Genomic DNA, 24,176 nt, shown 5'->3' with positions numbered 1-24,176 from the left:
GAGAATATCAAGGAAGGCGGATGAATCAGTTACTGATCGTTTTTTTGACTCTTTCATTGGCGGGTTGTTACGGAGAGTCTTCGAACACGGACCAGGCTACAGCAGAGGGCGGCGCTGAATCTTCTGAAAATACAGATACTTCAGAGGAAGCCGATACGTCAGATGGGTCCGATATATCAGAGGAAACTGATGCCTCAGAAGAAACTGACCCTTTAGAAGAAACCGATCCTTCAGAAGAGCCTGATCCCGCAGAAGAAACTGACGTCTCAGAAGAAACTGATCCCGCAGAAGAAACCGATCCAGCTACGGACGTGATTGACGACGAATCCAAATTATTGTGGCCAATCGATTGCATTCCGGGGGAGAGCTGTTCCATTGGACACGCCGATATAGACTCGGATGGACTGGCTTTCAACTGCGAAAGCCCCGGTTACACTGGCCATGAAGGCACAGACATCAGTTTGTACTCCTGGGACCAAATGGATGCTGGGGTCGATGTATACGCTGCCCAAAGTGGAAGGGTTTTATGGGCCTTTGACCATCCGGGTGCATACGATCGTTGTGATGCCAACAGCACGGAGGAAGACTGCCTGCCACCGAATTCCAACTACTATCCTGATTTGGACGACGGATACGCAATATGTACTGACGCTGGTGATTATTGTCCGGCGGACAGCGGTGGTGATTCCTGCTTCTGGTGTTTTGTCGGAAAGAATGTGGTTGTTATTGAACACTATAACGGTGATGTATTCGCTACTCGCTATGACCACTTTAAAAGTGGCTCAATACTCGTGGCTGCGGGTGACTATGTTCAGCGTGGTGAAAAAATTGGGGAAGTTGGTAGTGCAGGGAGCTCGACAGGGCCGCATCTTCACTTTGAAGTCTGGGGCGATGATTACTACAGCCTTGCGGAACCCTTTGTAGGAGAGTGCGGGCCTAATAGGACTGAAAGTCTGTGGGGTATTTCGGTTGAACCGTGGGCAAGGTAAGCACAGCCCTGCGGTCAAAACACAGGGCTGTGACTAATAAAGCAAGCCGTGTCAGGCAAACACGAAGTATTTGCGAACGGTTTCAACCACTTCCCAGGTGCCTTTCATACCTGGTTCGATCACAAATACGTCGCCGCCTTTCAGATGCTTTGGCTCTTCACCTTCCGGGGTGATGATGCAGTAGCCTTCCAGAAAGTGGCAGAACTCCCACTTGTCGTAAGCGACTTCAAATTTGCCTGGGGTGCAGATCCAGGTGCCCATGATTTTGCTGCCATCTTCAGACTGGTAGGCGTTCAGGTTAACTGTGTGTGGTTCGCCTTCAATGCGCTTCCATTTGGTGGCATCGACCACTGGGGTAGGGCAGGTTTCGCGCAGTACGGTAATGAAGTCAGACATCTCGGCTCCCGAGCAATGTTGGTTAACGTGCGGTTTAAAAGCAAAAGCTGGCAGCATTCTATGAGCCGTTTGAATAGCCGGGTTGACTGTGGGCGACGGGATTTCAGGAATCGACGCCGCGAATCAATCGGCTGTTTTGTTGCCCAGGCGTCGCATTAAACAGGGGCGCTTTAAACAGGGGGTGTTTTAAACAGGGACACATGCAAATTCGGACACATGGTATTGGAGAACACCTATGGATCGCATTGAATCACCAAGCATTGAGTACTCTCAGCTTGGCGAGCTGGACCAACACGCGCTGTTGGCCATGCTGAACAAGGACAGAATTCGCACGCATCTGGTGCAGCATGATCTGTTTACCGAAACCACTTTGGCGGCTTGGGTTGCGGAGAAGAAAGCGGTGGATGCCGCACCGGGTTGCCGTGTTCGTGGTATTTGCGTGAATGGGGCCGTTGCAGGCTGGTGTGGGATTCAGTTTGAAAACGACGCCTATGAGTTGGCTATTGTGCTGGATGAATCATTCTGGGGCGTCGGTATTGCGGTGTTCAAGGATATGATGGCGTGGGCGGCAGAGCTCGGTCATACCCGGGTGGTGCTGCATTTGTTTCATACTCGCCCAGAGTATCGCTTTCTGCGAAAAATGGCCTCGCGTGTGTACGAAAGCACTTTGTTCGGGCAGCAGTACACCAGTTACGAATTGAACGTCCCGCCTTTGAATTAGTGGTCTTACGGCCAAACGATCCTGAATTTCTCATCTGCTGATTATTTCCTGACCGCTCAGATAGCATCCTGTTGACTGAACCGCTAAAGTGTCCGGCTTGGAAAGCACCGGTACAGGTGTTCTATCAATAAGCTCCCACGGAAGAGGGGCGATCGAGAGCGTCAAGAGAACATGATGAAAAAGAAAAATACAGTAGCACTGCTTCTGAAAGCGGTCAGTGTGGCGACCATTGCGGCACTGTCTTTTACTGCCACGGCGGCCGATAAGGTTTACCGCCTGAAATTGGCAGAAACCTGGGGCGAGAACACGCCAATTCTGGGTGATGCCAGCAAGAACATGGCAAAGCTGGCCAACGAGATGTCTAACGGCCGTCTGCAAATTCGCATCGACTCCGCCAACAAGCACAAGTCACCGTTTGGCGTGTTCGATATGGTGAAGTCTGGCCAGTACGATCTGGGTCATTCCAGTTCTTATTACTGGAAGGGCAAGGTACCTAATACGCTGTTTTTCTCCTCTATGCCGTTCGGCATGATGAGCACCGAACAATACGCCTGGTTCTACCGTGGTGGCGGTATGGAGCTGATGCAAGAGGTGTATGGCCCGCATAACCTGTTGTCCTTCCCAGGTGGTAACTCGGATATTCAGATGGGCGGCTGGTTCAAGCAGGAAATCAAATCGCTGGCCGATTTGCAGGGCCTGAAAATGCGTATTCCTGGTTTTGCCGGTGAGGTATTTGCACGTGTGGGTGCCAGCCCAACCAACATTGCCCCGGGCGAGCTGTATACCTCGCTGGAGCGCGGCACCATTGACGCACTGGAGTGGGTAGGTCCTGCCTTCGACTTACGCATGGGCTTCCAGAAAATCGCACCGTTCTATTACACCGCATGGCATGAGCCGGGTTCAGAAACCCAGTTTTTGGTGAACAAGAAGAAGTGGAATTCCTTGCCGAAAGACCTGCAAGTGATTCTGGAAACCGCCTTCCGCGTAGCCGCCTTCGACCTGTACGTGCAAGCCATTGATGCCAACGCCATGGCGTGGGACAAAATGCTGGCCGAAAACCCGGACATTCAGGTTCGCGACTTCCCGCAAGACGTGATGGACGCCATGCGTAAAGCCAACGACGAACTGCTGGCCGAGCTGACTGAAAAAGATGAGCTGGCCAAGCGCATTGTGGAATCCCAGGCGGACTACCTGAAGAAGGTACGCGCCTGGACCGATATTTCTACCAAAGCGTATCTGGAAACCACGGCTGACTGATCAGAGCCGCTAAAGCAGTAAAATCGAAAGCGCCCGGCTGTTTAGCCGGGCGTTTTTGTTTATGGGGTGCAGCCTAGGTAAAGCAGTGTTATTCAGCAGACTCTTCGTCGGATGACGCTTCGCTTATTCGACCTACAAAAATACTGTGGATCAGGGTTAACCAGAGTAGTGTATTTGCCTGTGCTTAATAATTGTGCCTACCACGGAATGCCGTTGATTTCGGCTAGAACAGCTAACGCGAGCATTAAACCCGTAGGTATAAATGTTAACGCCTGAATTTTTCTGCTGATTCTTTTCCACTTTAATGCATTCAATATGAGATGCGGAATCCAGATTGCTGAAGAGAAAATGACCATGTAGCCGGTTACATATAGGCCCTCGTAATGTAGTGGATTGCTGTTGTCGAGGAAGGCAACGAACCCCGATATGGCAACATAAACCGGGATGCACATGATTATGGCCAGGAATATCGCGGATTTTTCGTAAATGTTGGTCATGTCAATCACGCTAGCAGCCGTTGGAAAAACGAGCAACCCGTAATCTGATTGGGCGGGGCACAGTTTTCAGGGCTGTGCTACCCTCGTTTCAACGCTCTGCGTGGGAATGTATCCCGATATGGCTACCACGCAGGAGCGTGTGAGACTGAGAAGGGCGGTCGCCATCTGATAATCCCTGTGTCGGATGGCGCTTCGCTTATTCGACCTACGTTACTGGCTGATCAGAGCCGCTAAAGCAGTAAAATCGAAAGCGCCCGGCTGTTTAGCCGGGCGTTTTTGTTTGCGGGGTGGGTTTGGGCTTATTTGCCCGCTTCCAGATCTGCTTCGGCGGCTGCCAGCAGGTTGAACTCTTCTTCTGCGGTGGTCGCAATCAGTTTGTTGCGGCTGTGCAGGAAGAAGTAGGCGGCGCCAATGATGAACAGTCCAATTGTGTAGAAGAAGGCGCGTGGATCGAAGGCGTATACGCCGGTCAGAGCAACCAGAGCCAGTACCAGTGCAATACCGGAGGTAAATACGCCACCTGGGGTTTTGTATGGGCGTGGCAGCTCAGGTTGTTTTACCCGCAGCAGGATGTGGCTCAGGGCCATCAGGGCGTAGGACACGGTTGCGCCTACCACGGCCATGGTCAGCATCAGGTCGCCTTCACCGCTCAGGGAAGCCAGGAAGCCGAAGATACCTGGAATAATCAGGGCGCGGGCAGGCACCTTACGCTTGTTAGTCAACGACAGGCTTTGTGGCAGGTAGCCAGCACGAGACAGCGCAAACACCAGACGGCTGTAGCCGTAGATGATGGAGAAGAAGGAGGCAATCAAACCTGCCAGTGCCAGTACGTTCACCAGTGTCGCCAGTTGCGGGTTACCTGCTGCGTTGAGTGCATCGACCAAAGGCACGGCACTGCTGCCCAGTGCTTCAGAGCCAGTAATGCCTGCCAGAATGAAGACCACCAGTGCGGCGGTGAACAGCAGGAAGATCATGGCGCCGATGATGCCTTTCGGTACGTCTTTGGCCGGGTTTTTGGCTTCTTCAGCGGCCAGCGGCACGCCTTCTACCGCGAGGAACAACCACATGGCGAATGGCAGCGCAGCCCATACGCCGTACCAGCCGAATGGCAGGAATTCAGAGGCGCCAGCGGCGTCAGTAGGAGCGATGTCGAACAGCAGCTCTGCATTAAAATCGCCGATCAGTGCCACGGCAGTACCCAGAATGGCCAATACCGCCAGACCGCTGATCACCATCATGACTTTCAGCGCTTCACCAACGCCTGCCAGGTGAATGCCGATAAATACGGCGTAGAAAATTGCGTATACCACCGGGCCGTTAAAGCCGAGCAGGGATTCCACCGCCGAACCAATAAAGATCACGATGGCAGCAGGAGCAATGGCGTATTCAATTAATACCGCCAGGCCGGTAATGTAGCCACCCACCGGGCCCATGGCCTGACGGGCAAAGCTGTAACCGCCACCGGCGGCCGGAATGGCGGCCGACATTTCTGCCAGCGACAGAACCAGAGTGAAGTACATCAGGCCCATCAGGCCGGCGGCGATGACAAAGCCACCCCAGCCAGCTTCGGCAATACCGAAGTTCCAGCCAGCGAAGTCACCGGAGATTACATAGGAAACACCCAGGCCAGCCAGTAGCAGCCAACCGGCTGAGCCACGTTTGAGCTGGCGTTGAGCCAGATATTCCTGATCAAGTTGAGGGGATGCAGACATCAGTTTTCCTTACATCGAGGGCAGTTCGAAACGATCAGCTGTGGCCGATCAAGAAGTTATGGTTATGGTTGTCGTCCTGTTCCAGTGCCGAGTCGTCGCTGCGGTCTTTCAGGTTGACCCCTGAAACTTCAAGATGACGGGCTTCGTTCAGCAGGTACAGGGCTTTGCGAGCCGCTTCCGGAAAACGGTATCCGGCTGGTCGCACGTTGGAAATGCAGTTGCGCAGGGCATCGGTGTGGCCCACTTTCGGGTTCCAGGTCAGGTACAGCCCAAGGCTGTCGGGCGAGCTGAGTCCCGGGCGTTCGCCCACCAACACCAGCACACAACGGGCATTCAGAAGTTCACCCACGTGGTCGCCAACGGCAACGCGGCCTTGTTCCACAATCGCCAGTGGGGCGATTTTCCACGGCTGTTTGTGGCCGGTTAGCAGTGGCACCAGCTGTGCCAAAAACGGCAAACAGTTGTCTTCAATGGCCCGAGCAGACAGGCCGTCGACGATGGCAATGGCCAGATCGTAGCGTTCGCCCTGAGCCGCTTTCGGGTGCTGGTGGTCTTGCAAAATCTGTTGCGAACCGCTGTTCAAACGACGGCCCAGGTCTGGCCGTTGCAGGTATTCGGCGCGGTGTTCTGCCTGGCTGTGCAGTTGGAATGGCAGCCCGGCGGGGCACCAGCTTTGCTGCACCAAATTGTCTATCAGCTGTTCGGTTTGCAGTGGGCTGTGCACGGCGTCCTGGGCGCGGGCATGGGCCAGCTGGAAGTCCAGCAGGTGTTTGGTCGGCACGCTGACGCCAGAGCGGCCAAGGCCAATGCGGGCGTCGGTGAATTTACGCAGGCTTTCCCACGGGTTGTCGGTAACGGCGGAATCTTGCCCGGTTTTCAGGTCGTCGTTTTGCAGCTCGTCGGTATCGACCTTGATGCGGTTATCGGTGCTCATCAATGACCTCCCAGCAGGTTGCCTAACGACTGCTCGAATCGGGCGGGCAGTTGGTTGTTGAGGGTAAAGCTCTGGCCATTGCGGAAAATCTCGACCTGTTCCAGCCAGGCGGCGAATTCCGGTGCCGGCTTCAGGCCCAGCGCCCGGCGGGCGTACAGCGCGTCGTGGAATGAGGTGGTTTGGTAGTTCAGCATGATGTCGTCAGAGCCGGGGATGCCCATGATGAAAGTGCAGCCTGCTACGCCCAGCAGGGTCATCAGGTTGTCCATGTCGTTCTGGTCGGCGTTGGCGTGGTTGGTGTAACAAACGTCGCAGCCCATCGGCAGGCCCAGCAGCTTGGCGCAGAAGTGGTCTTCCAGCCCCGCGCGGGTGATTTCCTTGCCGTCGTAGAGGTATTCCGGGCCAATAAAACCCACCACTGTGTTGACCAGCAGGGGGCTAAACTTGCGAGCGACCGCATAAGCGCGAGCCTCGCAAGTTTGCTGGTCAACACCGTGATGGGCATTCGCTGACAACGAGCTACCCTGGCCGGTTTCGAAGTACATAACGTTGTCGCCCACCGTGCCGCGTTTTAGCGACAGGGCAGCGTCCCGGGCTTCTTGCAGGGTAGCGAGGTTGAAACCAAAGCTGTCATTGGTGGCCTGGGTGCCGCCAATCGACTGGAAGACCAGATCCACCGGAGCGCCTTGTTCGATGGCTTCGATGGTGTTGGTTACGTGTGTCAGAACACAGGACTGGGTGGGGATCTCGTAGTGCTGGATCACCTCGTCCATCATTTTCATCAGGCGGCAGGCTTGCGGCACGTTGTCGGTGGCCGGGTTTATGCCAATCACGGCGTCGCCGTTGGCGTACAGCAAGCCGTCCAGAATGCTGGCGGCAATGCCGCTTAAATCATCGGTCGGGTGGTTAGGCTGCAAACGGGTCGACAGGTGTCCCGGCAGGCCAATGGTGTTACGGAAAGCGCTTTTTACGTGGCACTTCTTGGCCACCAGAATCAGATCCTGATTGCGCATGATCTTGCTCACGGCAGCCGCCATTTCCGGCGTAATGCCTGCACGAATCTGCTCCAGCACCGACGTCGTTGCCAGGTCGCTCAGCAGCCAGTCACGGAAGTCACCTACCGTCAGGTGAGAAATAGGTGCGAAGGCGTTCTTGTCGTGGTCGTCCATGATCAGACGAGTGACTTCGTCATCTTCGTAGGGAATCAGGGCTTCGCTCAGAAAACGTTTCAGCGGAACGTCGGCCAGTGCCATTTGCGCTACGGCGCGTTCTTCGGCGCTGCGGGCGGCCACTCCGGCCAGACGGTCGCCGGAACGGGCGGGGGTGGCTTTGGCCATCAAGTCGGCCAAATCCCGAAAATAAAAGGTGCTTTGTCCTGCCTGATGGCGGAACGCGGCGTGCTGCTGTTCTGCTGACATAAAGGTTGCTCCTGGGGCACAGGTTTTGCTTCGGTCATTGTTGCCAATTAACCAGACAGTGGTTATCAAGTTTCTGCAAAAGACATAAATCCTATAAAAATCAATGACTTATAAGTTTTTCGAATTTCACGCTTGCGCAATTTCGATATTCCGGGGGCAGCCATGAGGCAAATGGATACTCACGGCGCACCAAGCGAGGGCGTCGTGCTCCAACATAGGGAGGCCAGCGATGCCGACTTGCACGCCAGCAACCTCACCAATTGGAGCCAGCAGTACGATCAGGTCAGTCAGGGGGAGTTTTCTGGCCATATCGTCGAACTGCCGTTCGAGCAATTGCAGGTGTTTCGGGAAGACACCAGTCAGGCTTTGCAACAGAAGTGCCTGGTATGGCCCGATTCTATTTGGCTGGGCATTCCGTTAGCGGATCAACAGAATTGCCGCATCAACGGCCTGGAAGTGGATAGCACCGCGTTTATGTGCAAGCCAGGCGACCACGATTTCCAGCTTTCGACACCAGAGCAATACAGCCTGTACGGCATGGTGGTGCAGCGTGATGCCTTGCAGGCGATGGCCGATATTCATGGCTATGAGTTAGCCGATGTGTGGCAGGAGGGCCCCGGCCGTCATCAGATTCCTGAGAAGGTATTGAACGATGCACGTTACATATTGGCGCGCATGTTGAACGATCAGGACGAACGAGGCCGTAACCGATTGTCTCGGGAAGTGCTGATGCTGACGGTGTTGGAATTGCTCAAGGAAGAACAACCGGCCCCCAGCGATACACCGAGTTTTCAGCACCGCAAACAGGTGGTCGATACGGTTCAGGGGTTGATTGCCAGCCAACCGGATCGTGCGTTTACCGTGACCGAACTGTGCGAGCAGGCGAATGTAAGCAGCCGTACCTTGCAGTACAGCTTTCAGAGCATTTTAGGCATCAGCCCAATTCGGTATTTGCGGGTGTCGCGCTTGAACGGTGTGCGCCGGGCGTTGTTGCAAGCACCGGAAGGCAGTAGCGTGGCAGACATCGCAACCCAATGGGGCTTCTGGCACCTGAGCCAGTTCGCCAAGGATTACAAACTGCAATTTGGCGAACTGCCATCAGAAACCATCCATACCCGCCGTCTGCTGAACCAGCGCCTAGGGCAGTGGTGATGTTCAGGCTAGCCTGATCGACACTTGAGGCAATGAACCTCGCTCATGAATCTTGAGCGGCGTTTCATGGCTCAATTCCGGTACTGATTTGCTGCACATGACGTGCAGTTTGTTTTCCTACCGGAGGCCGTTATGTCTGTTGAATCCCGTTTAAGTCCTGTCGCTCTGATGGCAATTGCTGCCTTGTCGGGCGAAGCCATTGCCGAAACCACCAGCGGCGCTGAAAGCAATAGCGCCAAGCGCCAGCAAGTGTATGCCGCCGGCAGTTTGCCGACCTTTGCCGGGCCTGATCATTTGTTTACTGGTGATGTGTTCGTAAAAATGGCTTTCCCAGGCGACCAAACACCGTATTCCGGTGCTTATGTAACCTTTCAACCCGGTGCGCGTACCGCCTGGCATTCCCACCCGGCAGGTCAGCACATGGTGGTGACCAAGGGTACGGCGATTACCGCTACTCGCGATGGTCAGGTAGTGGAATTCCATGAAGGCGAAGCCGTTTGGTGTCCGGAAGACGTGGATCATTGGCATGGCGCTACCCCGCATGCGGCCATGACTCACTTTGTGGTGACCAACAGCAAAGACGGTGAAAACGTCGTCTGGAAGGACAAGGTGATCGACGCCCAGTACCAGGCAGCGCTGAATGCCATTGAGGCCAGTCAGCCGACGTTCGACAAGCTCAGTGCGCGCAACCAGCAGTTGGCTGTGGTGGCTGCTTTTGCCGCAGCGGGGGATATGGGCTCGCTGCGAGTGAATCTGGCCAAGGCGCTGGATGCTGGAATCAGCATCAACGAATTGAAAGAAGTCATGGTGCACTTGTATCCGTATGGCGGTTTTCCGAAGTCCCTGAATGGACTGGTTACCCTCATGGCGCTGGTAGACGAGCGCAAGGCAAGTGGTATCAAGGACGAAACCGGCCCGGAAGCGGATGAACTGCCAGCGCCGGAAAAAGCTCAGCAGATTGGCACTCAGGTGCAAACCGATCTGGTTGGCCGCAAGGTCGAAGGGCCGTTGTTTGATTTCGCTCCGGTGGCCAATACTTTTCTGCAAAAGCACCTGTTTGGTGATGTATTCGCACGCGGGCTACTGACCATTCAGGAACGCGAGGTGCTAACTGTGTCGATTCTGTCGGCCATCGACGGTACCGATTCGCAACTGGGGTCACACATTGGTGCATCGCTGAATGTGGGGCTGACCAAAGACGAGCTGACACAGCTGGGCGAGTTCTTGGGTCACAGGGTATCGGCTTCAAACGGTGTACGCGTTGCCGCCGCGATTGAGGCGCGCAGCTCGCGTTAACGCCTGTGGGCTTAGGAAGCATTAGCATCCCCTCGACCAAACAGAACCGCAACGACCAAACAGAACCGCCACGATTTGTCGTAACCAAGCAGTTGCTACACAGGCCCTATGGTACATTGGCGGTTTGAAAAATCGTGCGGTGAATTATGGAAACCCAGGCCTCGAGCCAACTGATGCAACTGCTGCTTAGCAAGGAAGCCTTCAGCGTGATCAGCATTCTGTTTACGCTGGCGGGCTTTTATCCATATATACGCGGCACGTTAAGTGGTGTGGTGCGTCCCCATGTGTTTTCCTGGGTCATTTGGGCCATTACCACGCTGGTGGTGTTTGCCGCACAGCTGTACGACGGCGGTGGGGCAGGAGCCTGGCCCATTGGCATTTCCGGCGTGATTACGGTGTTTATTGCCTGGCTTGCGTGGGTTAAGCGTCAGAGCATTTCTATCACCCGTTCGGATCGCTGGTTCTTTGCGGCAGCGGTGTCGTCGTTGCCGATCTGGTTTGTCACGTCTGACCCCATGTGGGCGGTGATCGTACTGACGTTTGTCGACGTGCTGGCGTTTTGGCCAACGGCCCGCAAAATTACCGAAGACCCGTATTCCGAGTCGATGGTGTTTTTTGTGATGGGCGCGACTCGCAACGTGTTCGCCATTATGGCGCTGGAACACTATTCCATTACCACAGCCCTGTTCCCGGCAGCGATTGGCTCGGGCGCGGTGTTGATGATTCTGTTGATGCTGGCTTACCGACCCAAGCGGTCATTGGGTTAAATCTTTGGGTCTAGGTGTTAGGCCTGGATGTTAGGTTGAGGTTTTGGCGAGAGGTGTTGGGTTAAACTGACGCTTTTACCGATCACGAGCTTCTGTTGGACTTCTTCGACTGCCTTGGGCAACTAACGACTGCTTCATGCCTGTTGCCGCTCGGATACAGCGGCATGTTTCTATCCGCCTTGATTGCGGCAACGCTGCTGCCAATGGGCTCCGAGCTGATTCTGCTGGCACTGATGGATCAAGGGCTGTCGCCATGGTGGCTCTGGTGTTGGGCCACCGTTGGCAACGTCGGCGGCTCGATGATCAATTACCTGATTGGCTACTGGGCCGGAGCAAGCCGGGTGAACCATTGGCGTAATCAGCGCTGGTGGCTGCGCGCTAATAGCTGGTTCAACCAATACGGTTACGGCACCTTACTGTTGGCCTGGCTGCCGGTGATTGGTGACCCGCTCACCTTGCTGGCTGGGTTAGCACGGCTGAAGTGGTACTGGGTACTGTTGCTGGTGTTTGTGGGCAAGGCCGGACGCTATGCCTTGCTGGTGTTGGGATGGGGTGCTGTTTAGAGCGCTGCTCTTATCTGTAGGAGGGATTTCAATCCCGACTCGGCCGCTGTGGGCGGCTATTATTGTGACGTTGCCAATTCGCGGATAAATCCGCTCCTACACGAGCCTGCTTTTATTTGTAGGAGGGATTTCAATCCCGATTCGGTCGCTGTGGGTGACCGTTGTTGTGTCGGGTACCACGTCGTCGGTTACTACTTCGCGGATAAATCCGCTCCTACACAAGCCTGCCTTTATTTGTAGGAGGGATTTCAATCCCGATTCGGCCGCTGCGGGCGGCTGTTGATGGAAAACGATGCTACTTCGCGGATAAATCTGCTCCTACACAAGCCTGAGCGCTGATTTACAGCGGCGCATCCATAATGCGTTGCACCTTGTTGAAGATTTCCTCGTACTCCGACTCCGCCGTTGAGTCTTTCACCACGCCGCCGCCGCCCCAGCATTCTGCGCCTTTTTCGGTCGCAACGATGGAGCGAATCAGAATGTTGAAGTCGGCTACGCCGCTGTCGCTGAAATAGCCAAACGAGCCGCAGTAAAGCCCACGCTGGCTGTGTTCCAGTTCTTGAATCACTTCCATGGCACGCTTCTTTGGTGCGCCAGTGATTGAACCGCCGGGGAAGGCATTTAGCACCGCATCCAGTGGGGTCAGCGTTGGCTGCACTTCGGCACTGATGGTGCTGACCATGTGATGCACGTTGGCGTGGGATTCAATATCAAACAGCTTGTCGACGCTCACGCTGCCGGGCCGTGCAGATCGGCCCAAATCGTTGCGCAGCAGGTCGACAATCATCAGGTTTTCGGCCTGGTTCTTTTCACTGCTGGCCAGCCATTGTTTGTTGGCTTCGTCTTCTTCGACCGTTGCGCCACGGGGGGCGGTGCCCTTGATCGGGCTGGTGACAATGCGGTGTTCTTCCAGCTTCACAAAACGTTCCGGGCTGACGCTGAACAGGGTCAGGGCATCGGATTTGAAGTAGCAGGAAAACGGTGCATCGAAATGTTGCAGCAACTCTGTCGGGTTGCGTTCGGTCAGGTTGGCTTGGCTATGGAAAGGCATGGTCAGGTTTACCTGATACACATCGCCTGCGTTGATGTATTCCTGCACGCGATCGAACGCCTGTTCGTAACGCTGATCATCCCAACCCGGCTTCCAGCTGGTTGGTTCTACAGCCACGTGGGCCGAGGCATCCAGCGCCTGTTGCAGCTGGGAGGTGATGTTGGCCACTTCGCTTTCCGTCATCGCTTGCGGTGCTCGCAGCTCGCACTGGTCAGAATCCAGGTCCAGTAAAATGCTGAAGGCGTAGCGATTGAATTCGGCGTACGGCAGCGCAGTTGTCGAGGTATCTGACTCAGTAATTGCACTGTTGGGCAAACCGGATACGGTAAAACGCCCGGCATCGTAACTGAAATACCCCATCCAGCCGCTGATAAACCGCTCGTGTGGTGCAGTCAGTCCAAGCTGGGTATGAAACCCTTGTTGGCCAAGGTCAGCGGTGAGCGCATTCCAGTCAATTGATGAGCGAACACAGCGTTGTTGGGTTGGCGCAAACGCCAGTACCGCCCAGCGTTTCTGGTCGGCAGCGTGCTCTCGCGGATGGCCACTCAAGCCGCTGTACAGCAGCGCCGGAGCAGGCAAACGATGGCAGGCAAACAACAAGGCTTGGGCGGAAAAAGACAGGGACTGGCAAAAATAAGGCATCAGGCCAAACAACACCGAAAATTCAAGAAAGCGATCAAGCGCGCTATTATCCGCCCCCGTAAAGTATCTTCACAACCCCTCGGGCAACGATTGTGGCGGTAAATTGCTATCCGGAGTCGCAAGGCGTCGTTTTTATCCCACTTTATGTTCGAACCAGCAGTCAGGAACTCCCTTGGAAAAGCATCCCGTAAACGTATCCACCGCCAGCGCCGACCAGCACGCCGTCATTTACAAATGCCCGGATAACCGCAACGGCCGTAAGCTGATTTTGTTGCACGGCGCGGGCATCGCCGGTGAATTGACCTGGACCTACGTGGTGAACTACCTGCAAGGCTGGAGCGAAATTCTGGTGCCAGATCTTGCGGGCATGGGAGGTTCCACATTCAAAGGCGTGGATCAGCCGATGGCGCAGGATTACGCCCGCCAGATAGAGGAGCTGATCGACAAGTTGGATTGGTGGGACGCCGATATTGCCGGTTATTCGTTTGGCGGCACCGTGGTGGGTGAACTGCTGAAGACCCACAGCTTCCCGCTTATTTACTTGCTGGAACCGGCCTGGTTGGCGGGCAATGACGCTGAGCATCTGGTTGAACGGCAGGAGCGCTATGCCGGATTGAGCGAACGCTTTGGCGCCGGGGACGATGCCGCTTATATCGACTTTCTGAATGCGGTATCGCCTAATCGCCGTGCAAATGCGATGGCCGACAAGGTTGCAATCAAACGCCTGAAAACCAACGCCAATGGCTTGCGTCAGGCGCTGCATGCAGTTAGTGAATCGCTTGGCAGCCAGCAGGAGTATTACCTGAACTGGGTCTCCGAGATTCCGGGGCTGAGCATGGTGGGAGAGAACAGCTCGCCGGATATGTACGCACGCCAGCAACGGTTGGAGCAGGAAAGTGCGGATTGGGTGTCGCAGTTGATTCCCGGAGCCGACCATTCGTTGGTATTTACCCACCCGAAGCAAGTCGCCCGGTTGATGAATGATCGTTTGAGTATGTTATTGGCCGATTTGGGCGAGTGATTTTACACAGCGTGTAGGGCGTGAATGTTGTGGGAGGGAATTTGTTTCTTACAGCAGTGTAGGTCTGATAAAGACGCGAAGCGGCTGCCATCTGACGTGTTGTATTCGCTGGCGCTGCGGCGTTGGATGGCACATCGCTGCGCTCGTTTATCCAACCTGTGTTGGTGGTTATGTAGGAGGGAATTTATTCCCGATAAGACCATCGAGAGCAAGCTCTCTCCCACACAATACTGACTCCCGACTCCCGACTCCCGACTCCCGACTCCCGACTCCCGACATTATGAATCAGGACTGCAATCGGCGCTGAAGGCCGGTTTCGGCCAATATCCGGGTGGAGATTTCCTCTACCGATTTGTCGGTGGTGCTGATGTATTTGATTTGCTCGCGCTCGAACAGGGCTTCTACTTCATCCACTTCGTGATAACACTGCTTTAACGACGCATAACGGCTGTTAGCGCGGCGTTCGTGGCGGATCACGGCCAGGCGGTCGGGGTCGATGGTGAGGCCAAATAACTTGCTGCGAAACTGCTCCAGTACCTTGGGTAATTTCAGGTCGGCCATGTCTTCTTCGGTCAGCGGGTAGTTGGCCGCGCGAATGCCGTATTGCATCGCCAGGTACAGGCAGGTTGGGGTTTTGCCGCAGCGCGATACCCCCACCAGAATAACGTCGGCGTCGCGGTAGTGACGGGTACGGGCACCGTCGTCGTTGTCGAGGGCGAAGTTCACCGAATCGATACGCGACAGGTAGGCCGGTGTAAGCGCTGAGTGGGATTTGCCGACGCTGTACGATGACGATACACCTAACGCTTGTTCCATCTTGCCCAGAAAGGTATCGAAAATATCAATCTTCAAGCCGTTGGCCTGTTCGATGATTTTGCGCAAATCGGCGTTGATCACGGTATCGAAAATAAGCGCCTGATGGCCGCTTTCTTCCGCTTGTTTGTTGATTTGCTCTACCGCTTTCTGGGCTTTTTCAACGGAGTCGACGTACGGAAAAGTGACCCGTTCGAAGTCAATGGTATCGAACTGTGCCAGCAGGCTGTTGCCCAGCATTTCTGCGGTAATGCCGGTGCCATCGGAAATAAAGTAGGCGAAGCGCTTCATATGGAAATTTGCGAGTCCTGCACTTAGTATTACGCGCACTTGCGGCCGACAACGGATGGTTGTTGAGAGCACAATAAGCAGGCTGCGTAACGTTGAACACGGAATAGAACACCATTCATCCAGTGCGGACGGTTCCGGATGCATCATTGCCGGGGTTGGTCGCTCAAGGTTGTGTTCAGGGTGGCCTGCATCAAAAACGATGATAAAGCCGCAAGTACAATCGACACAAAACAAGAGCCCGGATTTGGTCTGCGCACTCTGTTGAGCACTCAGAGCCCCCAATGCAGACACGTCGCCCGATGGTTCCGAATGGCTTCTAAAACGCTCGATAGTACAGGAGAACAACGTTGACTGACTATGTACTTTGGTTTGATCAGGTAGGCATGGGCGATGTAGACCGTGTCGGTGGCAAGAATGCGTCACTGGGTGAAATGATCAGCCATTTGGCCAATGCGGGCGTGACCGTCCCCAATGGTTTTGCTACCACCGCCGATGCTTATCGTGAGTTTCTGGCTTACGAAGGATTGGCCGGGCGCATTAACGAAGCGCTGCAAAACCTCAATGTCGATGATGTTCGTCAACTGGCAGACGTCGGCAGCACCATCCGTAAGTGGATTCTGGATGCGCCACTGCCACCAAAGCTGGAAGAAGCCATTCGCCAGTCTTTTGAAAAATTGCAGGACGGCAACGCCAACATGGCCGTTGCGGTTCGTTCATCTGCTACCGCAGAAGACCTGCCGGACGCCTCGTTTGCCGGCCAGCAGGAAACCCACCTGAACATCGTTGGCGTTGAAAACGTCTTGCACGCTGTACGCGACGTGTTTGCTTCTTTGTTTAACGATCGTGCGATTGCCTACCGCGAGCATCAGGGCTTTGACCATGCCCAGATTGCCTTGTCGGCTGGCGTCCAGCGCATGGTGCGCAGTGAAACCGCATCCAGCGGTGTGATGTTCACCATTGATACCGAATCCGGCTTCGATCAGGTGGTGTTTGTTACCTCGTCTTACGGCCTTGGTGAAACCGTGGTGCAGGGTGCTGTGAACCCGGATGAGTTCTATGTTCACAAGAACAATCTGAAAGAAGGTCGCCCGGCGATCCTGCGCCGCAACCTTGGTGCCAAAGCCATCAAAATGGTGTACTCCGAAGCCGCAGCCGTAGGCAAGTCGGTTGAGACCCAGCGCGTTGACCGTGAGCTGCGTCAGCAGTTTTCCATCAATGATGCGGAAGTGCAGCGTCTGGCCGAAATGGCACTGATTATTGAAAAACACTACGGCCGCCCAATGGACATTGAGTGGGCCAAAGACGGCGATGACCAGCAGTTGTACGTGGTGCAAGCCCGTCCTGAAACGGTTAAAAGCCGCGCCAGCAAAAACGTGATGGAGCGCTACCTGCTGAAAGAAACCGGCAAGGTTGCCGTTGAAGGCCGCTCTATTGGTCACCGGATTGGCTCCGGTAAAGTGCGTATTCTGCGCGACATCGACGAGATGGATCAGGTGCAGGAAGGCGATGTGCTGGTGGCCGACATGACCGACCCGGATTGGGAACCGATCATGAAGCGTTCCGCGGCCATCGTGACCAACCGGGGTGGACGTACCTGCCACGCGGCGATCATTGCGCGTGAACTGGGTATTCCGGCGGTCGTAGGCTGTGAAGACGCCACCGAGCGTTTGCAAGACGGTCAGGAAGTGACGGTTTCCTGTGCCGAAGGTGACACCGGTTTTGTTTACGAAGGTGCGCTGGACTTCGATATTCGCACCAACAGCGTTGAATCCATGCCGGATCTGCCGTTCAAAATCATGATGAACGTCGGTAACCCGGACCGTGCTTTCGACTTCCAGGGCCTGCCCAACGCCGGTGTTGGTCTGGCGCGTTTGGAGTTCATCATTAACCGCATGATTGGTGTGCATCCGAAGGCCTTGTTGAACTTCGACAACCTGCCGGAAGATCTCAAGCCAACCGTGCAACGTCGTTTCTCGGGCTATAACGGCCCGGTGGATTTCTACGTTGAAAAGCTGGTGGAAGGCATTTCCTCGTTGGCGGCGGCGTTCTGGCCAAAACGCGTGATCGTGCGTTTGTCGGACTTCAAATCGAACGAATACGCTAACCTGATTGGCGGCCGTTTGTACGAGCCGGAAGAAGAAAACCCGATGCTGGGTTTCCGTGGTGCTTCCCGTTACATCTCCAAGAACTTCCGTGATTGCTTCGAGTTGGAATGCCGGGCAATGCGCAAGGTGCGTGATGAAATGGGCTTCACCAACGTCGAAATCATGGTGCCGTTCGTGCGTACGCCGGGCGAAGCCGAGCAGGTAGTTGGCTTGCTGAAAGAGAATGGTCTGGAGCGTGGCGTTAATGATCTGAAACTGATCATGATGTGCGAACTGCCAGCCAATGCCCTGTTGGCCGAAGAATTTCTCGAACACTTCGACGGGTTCTCAATTGGCTCCAATGATTTGACCCAGTTGACGCTGGGACTGGACCGCGATTCAGGTATCATTGCTCACCTGTTTGATGAGCGTAACCCGGCAATCAAAAAACTGCTTGAAAATGCCATTCAGGCCTGTAAAAAACAGGGCAAATACGTTGGCATTTGCGGGCAAGGACCTTCCGACCACCCAGACTTCGCCCAGTGGCTGATGGAACACGGTATTGATAGTGTGTCCCTCAACCCGGATTCGGTACTGGATACCTGGTTCTTCCTCGCAGAAAAGGCATAATCGCGCTCCGCTGGCCAATGTCTGGTTAGCGCGCGGATTGTCGATGGGCTGTTTCGAAAGAAATGGCCCATTCTTGTTTGAGGCACTTTTGCATGAAAAGCAGCAGCGAGCTGTTTCCTGTCACACTGGCCAGAGCCGAGCACCTGGCCGGATTCACAGACGATGTGTATCTGATCAAGCACAACCTTGATCAGGATCGTACGGTTGAAATCGCCGTGACGCACCTGTCGTCTGGCACCTATGAAACCTCCCCGGCGCGGGACGGCCGTCATCCACCGGTGGTGCTGCTGCATGGCGCCTACAACAACCGTACCTTGTGGCTGCAACACAACGGCGAGGGACTGGCTGCCTGGCTGGTGCGTCAGGGGTTTGATGTATGGGTTATGGAAATGCGCGGCCACGGTTATTCGCCGCGTAATCTGGATTACAAGCTCAATACCGTTGAGCAATACGCGCTGTACGACATTCCGGCGGTACATGCTTTTGTGCGTGAAAAGTCGGGCGAGTACCCCAGCTGGGTAGGCCACTCGCTGGGTGGCGTGACGTTGTCGACGGCCATTGCCGCAGGCAAGCTGACGGCTGAAAACTGCCCGGGCGTGATGACGTTTGGCGCCCAGGTGTTCAAGCGACCATGGTACGTATGGATGCCGATGGGCGGCACCGCCGCGCGCATTATGATGTCGCGCAAGCAGGAGCTGGATGGTCGTAAGGCGGGCATTGGCCCGGAAAACGAACCGGTTGGCATCAAAAAGGAAATGCTGGCGCGCCAGACGTTGTTTGGTAAATGGCAGCTGCACGAGCAAAAAGAGCCGCTGCTACCAGGTTGGAAAGCCGCCCAGCTGCCGGTGTTTATGCTGATGGGCGCTGCCGACGAAATTGACCCGGTGAAATACTGTCAGCGTTTCTTCGATCATTACGGCGAAGATCACGGCAATGCGGTTGAAAAGCGCGCCCAGACTCTGGGCACCGCAACCGGCTTCACCATCGACTACAACCATCAGGAAATGATCCGCAGCGAATACGCCAGTAAGGAAATCTGGCCTCTGGTTGAAAGCTGGCTGGATGAGCGTGCCATCCTCAAATAACGGATATACGCATGTTCGCTTGATAACCTCGAAAGGGCACCTTTGGTGTCCTTTCTCGTTTTGGGGCTAAAAATCGTCCTTCTGAATAGCGCCCATTCACCAAAGTACCGTTCCCTGTGTTGGCTGGCTGGTTTATAACGGTAACGATTTTTAATGCATCTTCCAGAAGGAAATGGCCATGACCGACATTCTGACCCCAGACCTGTGTGACGCTTACGAAGGCGAAATTGAAGTGGTTGAGCCGCTGTTCAACAACTACGGTGGCCGCTCGTCGTTTGGTGGTGAAATCGTTACCATCAAGGCGTTTGAAGATAACTCCAAGGTTCGTGAACTGGTGGCGACGGAAGGCGCTGGCAAGGTGTTGGTGGTTGATGGCGGCGGTTCGCTACGTCATGCCATGCTGGGCGATATGCTGGCGGAAAAAGCCGAAAAGAACGGCTGGGAAGGCATCATCATCAACGGCTGTATTCGTGATGTGGACGCCATCATGGAAACTGACCTGGGTGTTCAGGCGCTGGCGACCATCCCTATCAAAACCGAAAAGCGTGGCCTGGGCGACGTTAACGTCGACGTAAAATTCGGCGGTGTTGTCTTCAAACCAGGTTGCTACGTGTATGCCGACAATAACGGCATTATTGTGTCGGCTAAACCGCTGGAAATGCCTGAGGGCTGATTTTTTCCTATTCTTCCAGGCCGTAATCATGGCTTATCGCGACGGCATGGCGAACGTGTCTGCCGTCGTTGATGTTGTGTTATCTTGGCGGTTCGTCTATCTACTGTCACTACTGTCAGGTACGCCATGTCGACGCGACTTTCCCAATTGCTCTCTTACTTCTCCCATAACGCCTTTGGCCTAAAACGCTGTGCTCCGCTTGTGATGCCTGTGCTGCTGCTTGCGTCTGTGTTTTGCGGCTCCGATGTATTGGCTCAACAGGCACTGGCTCAATCGGCCTCTAATGGTAAAGCGCTGGATCAGATCGCCAGTATTACGGTGAACGGTGAGGTGTATCTGAAGCAAGATCAGCTGTTGCAATGGCTCAAGCATCAGGGGGTTGCGGTTTCTCCGCCTGTAACGCCACCGGCATCCCAATCTGCCGCTCCGCAGGCAAGCGCGCCGAAATCCAATCCGCCAAGCCGTGAATATCAGGGCACTGCGAAAATTCGCCATGCCGTCGTGACAGGGCCAGCGTGGAATTGCAGTCTGAAACCACCATTTGCCGACAACTTCTTTGAAGCCACAGCGGCGACACGCCACCAAGCAACGAATTGGGTATCCGGGGAGTGCATGAAAGCGCTGCAAGACGCCGTGCAATGCCGTGAATCCCGCGTCGTGTGTTCAGAAGACTAAAAGGTTCAGAGGACTCAGACGTTCAGAGGACTCAGACGTTCAAAACATCAGGCTGACCGCTGCAAAGCAGCCAAAGCTGATGGCGGCAGCGGCATACATCAGCTGCACTGAAAGCTGAATATCTTGCGGGGTCGCGTCGCGGCCTTCGCCCCCAATCCAGGGTTTGTCGACAACTTCGCCAAAATAGACGTTCGGGCCGCCCATACGCATTCCCAGTGCGCCAGCCACCGCAGCTTCAGGCCAGGCGCAATTCGGACTCTTGTGGTTACGACGATCGCGCCAGCCAATCCGTAGTGCCTGCTGCCAGTTCAATTTCAACAGCAACGCCGCGATGGCGAAAAACATCAGACTCAAGCGGGCAGGGAGCCAATTGGCAAGGTCATCGAGCCGGGCTGATACAAAACCAAAGTGCCGGTACTTGTCGTTTTTATAGCCCACCATGGAATCCAGAGTGTTCACGGCTTTGTAGGCAACCATTGCCGGAATGCCACCAATAAACAGCCAGAACAAGGGCGCAATGACGCCATCAACGGTGTTTTCGGCCACGGTTTCGACCGTGGCGCGGGCAATGGCGGTTTCATCCAGCTGGCTGGTGTCGCGGCCGACAATCCAGGACAGCTTTTCACGACTGTCGGCCAGTGAGCCGGAATTTAATGCGTCCAATACCTGATGGGCCGCATCGGCCAGACTGCGGGTCGCCAGCAGCTGGTAAGCAATAACCACCTGCACCAGAACAGCCAGCAGCGGGTGCAAAGCAGCGGCCAGAAACAGCACGCCAAGGCATACCAGCACCGACAGTCCAACCACCCAACACCAGAGCACCAAGCCCGCGAGAAGTTGTTGCTGAGGGGCGGCGTCTGCTTTCAACAGCCAGCGTTCTGAAGCAGAAATCAGCTTGCCAATCCAGATAACCGGATGGGGCCAGTGGTGCGGGTCACCGAGTTTCAGGTCCAGCAGAAAAGCGCTTAACCAGTAGAGAACAGTCACAGTGTTGGGTCCAGGCAAAGAGGCTTGCACTGTGCCTGTGTGGGCCTCCGGATTCAATACATTGGGTACTACCAAAGGATTGATAATCCTGTGATGACAGCGCAGTCATTTTGTCGTCTACTCTGAATCGCAGGGTTTCCAGAAAAACCTGATTAATTCACTCGGGTTTGTTCTATGCCATGGACAAACCATCCTGAACGCCGCTGTAGCGTTGCAACCGTCCCGGCCTCATGCTGCGCGCCGTTTACATCCTTTTACTCGTTTGAGGTAACTATGACTGCTGATACGGCTACCAACCCGATCAAGGCGTTGAGCCCGCTGGCTGTTGGTTTGATTTTGCTGGCATTGACCATGGGGGGCTTTGGCATTGGCACCGGCGAGTTCGCCACCATGGGCCTGATGCCCTTTATGGCCAGTGACCTTGGCGTATCAGAACCCATGGTGGGGCATTTGATCAGTGCGTACGCTCTTGGCGTCGTGGTAGGTGCGCCGTTGGTGGCTTTCATGGGGGCCAGATTCAAGCGTCGAACCCTGCTGTTAATCCTGATGCTGTGTTTTGCGGCGGGCAACACAGCCAGTGCGCTGGCAGGGGATTACCAAACACTGATGATTTTCCGCTTTATTGCCGGTTTGCCTCACGGTGCTTATTTCGGCGTTGCGTCTTTAGTGGCTGCATCTTTGGTTGGGCCTGAAAAGCGTGCCAAGGCGGTTGCATCGGTACTGACGGGTCTTACGGTGGCGATGTTGATTGGCAACCCGCTCTCAAGCTGGGTAGGGCAGGTTATGAGCTGGCGACTGGCTTTTGGCTTTGTGGCAGCGATCGCGATCCTGACCGTAGTGATGATCTTTGTGTTTTTGCCACCCAACCCAACCGAGAAGCGCAGTAATCCGGCCAAGGAAATGCACGACTTCAACCGCACGAACGTTTGGCTGTCGCTGTTGATCGGCTCGATTGGTTTCTCCGGCATGTTCTGTGTGTTCAGCTACATTGCGCCCACCTTGCAGTACGTTACCAAGGCCCAGGATGGCTGGATTCCAGTCGCTATGGCGGCATTCGGTTTGGGAGGCATTGTTGGCAACCAGGCTGGTGGCTGGCTGTTCGACAAGCTGGGCTTTAAAGCCGTCGGATGGATTTTGCTGTGGAGTGCATTGGTATTGCTAGTGTTTCCGTTTACCGCGCAATCGCTGCCAGCGGTACTGGCTAGCTGCGTCGTGATCGGCACCATGGTAAGTCTGTCTGCACCGCTGCAAACCCACCTGATGGACATTGCTGGTGAAGCACAAACACTGGCGGCAGCGTCCAACCAGTCTGCTTTCAACGTTGCCAATGCCATTGGCCCATGGTTTGGTGGTATGGCGATTTCCGCAGGCCTGGGCTGGACCTCAACCGGTTATATTGGCGCAGCGACAGCCGTCGTGGCATTGGCGGTGTTCTGGTACGCCGACCGCCATCTCAACAAAGAAGCGGTAGCGGTTGGCTAAAGGTTAACCTTTCGTTGGGTAGGCATCTCGCACCCAACGAAACACCTGATTCGCAGGTTGGGCCCCGCCCATCTTCTGTTGGGCAGGGCCCAACCTACATCTGTAGGAGGGAATTTATTCCCGAACAGGGGCATCGAGAGCAAGCTCTCTCCCACAACTCGGTTGACCTCTGGCCCCAACTCCATCCTCTCCACTTCACTTCGTATACAAACCTGCTTGGCATTCCTGCTTAACCTGCCTTTTGTACGCTCGGGTTTCTATTTTGTATACAATCTACAACCAAGGTCGATTGAAAACGGTTTGAAAGGCCAATATTGTGACTACCCATAACAAGATTGTAGACAAACAGGGCGAACGCCTGTCGAGAGCATCATCCATGACTGAAACCCAAACGCTTGCTGAAAAAGTCTTTGCCGACGTCACCACCGAGATTGTTCGGGGTGAGCGCAAGCCGGGTGAGCGTATTTCGGAACAGATGCTGGTGGAGAAATACGGCGGCAGTCGGGCGCCTATGCGTGAAGCCATCCAGAAACTGGAAGCCCGCCATTTGGTGGTGCGTATTCCCCATGCCGGTGCCCGGGTAGTGTCTCTGTCGTTGGCTGAGCTGCGCGATATTTATGAGGTGCGGGTCGAGCTGGAAAGCATGGCCTGCCGATTGGCGGCCGAGCGCATGACCGACGATGAAATCGCCGAACTGCAACAGCTGCTGAAAAACCACGAAGATTCCATCGAAGCCGAGCAGGGCATGGCCTATTACCAAAAAGCCGGTGATCTGGATCTGCACTATCGGTTGATTCGTGGCAGCAAGAACGAACGCCTGCATCAGATGTTGTGCGGTGAGCTGTATCACCTGGTGCGTATGTATCGCTATCAAACCAGCACCAGTGAGAAACGGCCGTTGCAGGCACTGCAAGAACACCAACGCATTGTCGAGGCCATTGCCGCCCGCGATGCGGAGCTCGCTGAGCTGCTGATGCGACGCCATATTCAGACGTCGCTGCAGAACCTTGAATTCCTGTTGGAACAGTCGCAAGCATAAG

At 55.0% G+C, this 24,176-nt stretch carries 21 protein-coding genes; 14 read left to right on the top strand and 7 right to left on the bottom strand.

Annotated features, from left to right (window positions below; all coding sequences use genetic code 11):
* Window positions 1-20: 20 nt before the first annotated feature.
* A complete protein-coding gene (locus tag G516_RS24855) occupies window positions 21-989 on the top strand; it encodes a M23 family metallopeptidase (RefSeq protein WP_028292452.1) in 969 nt (322 codons plus the stop codon).
* A 51-nt stretch (window positions 990-1,040) separates the two neighbouring features.
* On the opposite strand, the gene G516_RS0103255 is transcribed toward G516_RS24855, so the two are convergent.
* Window positions 1,041-1,385 carry a cupin domain-containing protein gene (locus G516_RS0103255; protein ID WP_028292451.1) on the bottom strand — a complete coding sequence of 115 codons (345 nt, stop codon included), beginning with the start codon at window positions 1,383-1,385 and terminating at the stop codon, window positions 1,041-1,043.
* A 235-nt stretch (window positions 1,386-1,620) separates the two neighbouring features.
* Here G516_RS0103255 and G516_RS0103250 point away from each other — a divergent pair, with 235 nt between their 5' ends.
* Both G516_RS0103250 and G516_RS0103245 read left to right on the top strand, forming a co-directional pair.
* On the top strand, window positions 1,621-2,106 hold the full coding sequence (locus G516_RS0103250) for a GNAT family N-acetyltransferase (RefSeq protein WP_211225048.1): 486 nt from the start codon (window positions 1,621-1,623) through the stop codon (window positions 2,104-2,106).
* 174 nt (window positions 2,107-2,280) lie between these two features.
* Window positions 2,281-3,363, top strand: a complete 1,083-nt coding sequence (locus G516_RS0103245) for a TRAP transporter substrate-binding protein (protein WP_156878932.1) — start codon at window positions 2,281-2,283, stop codon at window positions 3,361-3,363.
* Between the two features lie 796 nt (window positions 3,364-4,159).
* Here G516_RS0103245 and eat read toward each other — a convergent pair.
* The 3 genes from eat to G516_RS0103225 are packed head-to-tail and all read right to left on the bottom strand — an operon-like array spanning window position 4,160 to window position 7,924.
* Entirely contained in the window at window positions 4,160-5,572 is a 1,413-nt protein-coding gene (eat, locus tag G516_RS0103235; RefSeq protein ID WP_028292447.1) for an ethanolamine permease, read from the bottom strand.
* Window positions 5,573-5,606: 34 nt separating this feature from the next.
* Window positions 5,607-6,506, bottom strand: a complete 900-nt coding sequence (gene eutC / locus G516_RS0103230) for an ethanolamine ammonia-lyase subunit EutC (protein ID WP_084644834.1) — start codon at window positions 6,504-6,506, stop codon at window positions 5,607-5,609.
* Entirely contained in the window at window positions 6,506-7,924 is a 1,419-nt protein-coding gene (locus G516_RS0103225) for an ethanolamine ammonia-lyase subunit EutB (protein WP_028292445.1), read from the bottom strand. Before G516_RS0103225 ends, eutC begins: the two co-directional genes overlap by 1 nt.
* A 162-nt stretch (window positions 7,925-8,086) precedes the next feature.
* Between G516_RS0103225 and G516_RS0103220 the strand changes: the two genes are divergently transcribed.
* From G516_RS0103220 to G516_RS0103205, 4 genes are all read left to right on the top strand, one after another.
* Window positions 8,087-9,076, top strand: a complete 990-nt coding sequence (locus G516_RS0103220; RefSeq protein ID WP_028292444.1) for a helix-turn-helix domain-containing protein — start codon at window positions 8,087-8,089, stop codon at window positions 9,074-9,076.
* A 132-nt stretch (window positions 9,077-9,208) separates the two neighbouring features.
* Entirely contained in the window at window positions 9,209-10,372 is a 1,164-nt protein-coding gene (locus tag G516_RS0103215) for a cupin domain-containing carboxymuconolactone decarboxylase family protein (RefSeq protein ID WP_028292443.1), read from the top strand.
* 146 nt (window positions 10,373-10,518) lie between these two features.
* Complete coding sequence (locus G516_RS0103210; RefSeq protein WP_245582598.1) at window positions 10,519-11,139, top strand: hypothetical protein; 621 nt, start codon at window positions 10,519-10,521, stop codon at window positions 11,137-11,139.
* Window positions 11,140-11,303: 164 nt separating this feature from the next.
* Entirely contained in the window at window positions 11,304-11,702 is a 399-nt protein-coding gene (locus tag G516_RS0103205) for a YqaA family protein (RefSeq protein WP_036534271.1), read from the top strand.
* 340 nt (window positions 11,703-12,042) lie between these two features.
* On the opposite strand, the gene pabB is transcribed toward G516_RS0103205, so the two are convergent.
* On the bottom strand, window positions 12,043-13,395 hold the full coding sequence (gene pabB / locus G516_RS20815) for an aminodeoxychorismate synthase component I (protein ID WP_156878931.1): 1,353 nt from the start codon (window positions 13,393-13,395) through the stop codon (window positions 12,043-12,045).
* Between the two features lie 172 nt (window positions 13,396-13,567).
* On the opposite strand from pabB, the gene G516_RS0103195 reads away from it, so the two are divergent.
* Window positions 13,568-14,416 (top strand): alpha/beta fold hydrolase, encoded by an 849-nt coding sequence (locus tag G516_RS0103195; protein WP_028292440.1) that lies wholly within the window; start codon window positions 13,568-13,570, stop codon window positions 14,414-14,416.
* Window positions 14,417-14,701: 285 nt separating this feature from the next.
* On the opposite strand, the gene ppsR is transcribed toward G516_RS0103195, so the two are convergent.
* Window positions 14,702-15,520 (bottom strand): posphoenolpyruvate synthetase regulatory kinase/phosphorylase PpsR, encoded by an 819-nt coding sequence (gene ppsR / locus G516_RS0103190; RefSeq protein ID WP_028292439.1) that lies wholly within the window; start codon window positions 15,518-15,520, stop codon window positions 14,702-14,704.
* A gap of 347 nt (window positions 15,521-15,867) precedes the next feature.
* Between ppsR and ppsA the strand changes: the two genes are divergently transcribed.
* The 4 genes from ppsA (at window position 15,868) to G516_RS0103170 (ending at window position 20,667) form a co-directional block, all read left to right on the top strand.
* Window positions 15,868-18,234, top strand: a complete 2,367-nt coding sequence (gene ppsA, locus G516_RS0103185) for a phosphoenolpyruvate synthase (RefSeq protein ID WP_028292438.1) — start codon at window positions 15,868-15,870, stop codon at window positions 18,232-18,234.
* A 92-nt stretch (window positions 18,235-18,326) separates the two neighbouring features.
* Entirely contained in the window at window positions 18,327-19,319 is a 993-nt protein-coding gene (locus G516_RS0103180; protein WP_028292437.1) for an alpha/beta fold hydrolase, read from the top strand.
* Window positions 19,320-19,497: 178 nt separating this feature from the next.
* Window positions 19,498-19,992: a ribonuclease E activity regulator RraA gene (gene rraA, locus G516_RS0103175; protein WP_028292436.1), complete on the top strand. Its 495-nt coding sequence runs from the start codon at window positions 19,498-19,500 to the stop codon at window positions 19,990-19,992.
* A gap of 126 nt (window positions 19,993-20,118) precedes the next feature.
* A complete protein-coding gene (locus G516_RS0103170) occupies window positions 20,119-20,667 on the top strand; it encodes a hypothetical protein (RefSeq protein WP_156878930.1) in 549 nt (182 codons plus the stop codon).
* A gap of 39 nt (window positions 20,668-20,706) precedes the next feature.
* Here the strand turns inward: G516_RS0103170 and cbiB are convergent, their stop codons facing one another.
* Window positions 20,707-21,654: an adenosylcobinamide-phosphate synthase CbiB gene (gene cbiB, locus G516_RS0103165; RefSeq protein ID WP_028292434.1), complete on the bottom strand. Its 948-nt coding sequence runs from the start codon at window positions 21,652-21,654 to the stop codon at window positions 20,707-20,709.
* 273 nt (window positions 21,655-21,927) lie between these two features.
* On the opposite strand from cbiB, the gene G516_RS0103160 reads away from it, so the two are divergent.
* Together G516_RS0103160 and G516_RS0103155 are read left to right on the top strand one after the other, a co-directional pair.
* Window positions 21,928-23,136: an MFS transporter gene (locus tag G516_RS0103160; protein ID WP_036534264.1), complete on the top strand. Its 1,209-nt coding sequence runs from the start codon at window positions 21,928-21,930 to the stop codon at window positions 23,134-23,136.
* A gap of 376 nt (window positions 23,137-23,512) precedes the next feature.
* Window positions 23,513-24,175 carry a GntR family transcriptional regulator gene (locus G516_RS0103155; protein WP_036534260.1) on the top strand — a complete coding sequence of 221 codons (663 nt, stop codon included), beginning with the start codon at window positions 23,513-23,515 and terminating at the stop codon, window positions 24,173-24,175.
* The last annotated feature ends 1 nt before the right edge of the window (window position 24,176 follow it).

Origin of the sequence: Oceanobacter kriegii DSM 6294, assembly GCF_000422845.1 — a bacterium.
GTDB lineage: Bacteria > Pseudomonadota > Gammaproteobacteria > Pseudomonadales > Oceanobacteraceae > Oceanobacter > Oceanobacter kriegii.
This window is presented reverse-complemented; position numbering and strand designations above follow the sequence as displayed.

What these genes read in the sequence shown, in the direction of transcription:
- eat (WP_028292447.1), bottom strand. Translation starts at nt 5,572, where the DNA reads ATGTCTGCATCCCCTCAACTTGATCAGGAATATCTGGCTCAACGCCAG.
- G516_RS0103155 (WP_036534260.1), top strand. Translation starts at nt 23,513, where the DNA reads ATGACTGAAACCCAAACGCTTGCTGAAAAAGTCTTTGCCGACGTCACC.
- ppsR (WP_028292439.1), bottom strand. Translation starts at nt 15,520, where the DNA reads ATGAAGCGCTTCGCCTACTTTATTTCCGATGGCACCGGCATTACCGCA.
- rraA (WP_028292436.1), top strand. Translation starts at nt 19,498, where the DNA reads ATGACCGACATTCTGACCCCAGACCTGTGTGACGCTTACGAAGGCGAA.
- G516_RS0103160 (WP_036534264.1), top strand. Translation starts at nt 21,928, where the DNA reads ATGACTGCTGATACGGCTACCAACCCGATCAAGGCGTTGAGCCCGCTG.
- G516_RS0103170 (WP_156878930.1), top strand. Translation starts at nt 20,119, where the DNA reads ATGTCGACGCGACTTTCCCAATTGCTCTCTTACTTCTCCCATAACGCC.
- G516_RS0103205 (WP_036534271.1), top strand. Translation starts at nt 11,304, where the DNA reads ATGTTTCTATCCGCCTTGATTGCGGCAACGCTGCTGCCAATGGGCTCC.
- G516_RS0103180 (WP_028292437.1), top strand. Translation starts at nt 18,327, where the DNA reads ATGAAAAGCAGCAGCGAGCTGTTTCCTGTCACACTGGCCAGAGCCGAG.
- G516_RS0103225 (WP_028292445.1), bottom strand. Translation starts at nt 7,924, where the DNA reads ATGTCAGCAGAACAGCAGCACGCCGCGTTCCGCCATCAGGCAGGACAA.
- pabB (WP_156878931.1), bottom strand. Translation starts at nt 13,395, where the DNA reads ATGCCTTATTTTTGCCAGTCCCTGTCTTTTTCCGCCCAAGCCTTGTTG.
- G516_RS0103220 (WP_028292444.1), top strand. Translation starts at nt 8,087, where the DNA reads ATGAGGCAAATGGATACTCACGGCGCACCAAGCGAGGGCGTCGTGCTC.
- G516_RS0103210 (WP_245582598.1), top strand. Translation starts at nt 10,519, where the DNA reads ATGGAAACCCAGGCCTCGAGCCAACTGATGCAACTGCTGCTTAGCAAG.
- G516_RS0103215 (WP_028292443.1), top strand. Translation starts at nt 9,209, where the DNA reads ATGTCTGTTGAATCCCGTTTAAGTCCTGTCGCTCTGATGGCAATTGCT.
- G516_RS0103245 (WP_156878932.1), top strand. Translation starts at nt 2,281, where the DNA reads ATGAAAAAGAAAAATACAGTAGCACTGCTTCTGAAAGCGGTCAGTGTG.
- eutC (WP_084644834.1), bottom strand. Translation starts at nt 6,506, where the DNA reads ATGAGCACCGATAACCGCATCAAGGTCGATACCGACGAGCTGCAAAAC.
- G516_RS24855 (WP_028292452.1), top strand. Translation starts at nt 21, where the DNA reads ATGAATCAGTTACTGATCGTTTTTTTGACTCTTTCATTGGCGGGTTGT.
- G516_RS0103255 (WP_028292451.1), bottom strand. Translation starts at nt 1,385, where the DNA reads ATGTCTGACTTCATTACCGTACTGCGCGAAACCTGCCCTACCCCAGTG.
- G516_RS0103250 (WP_211225048.1), top strand. Translation starts at nt 1,621, where the DNA reads ATGGATCGCATTGAATCACCAAGCATTGAGTACTCTCAGCTTGGCGAG.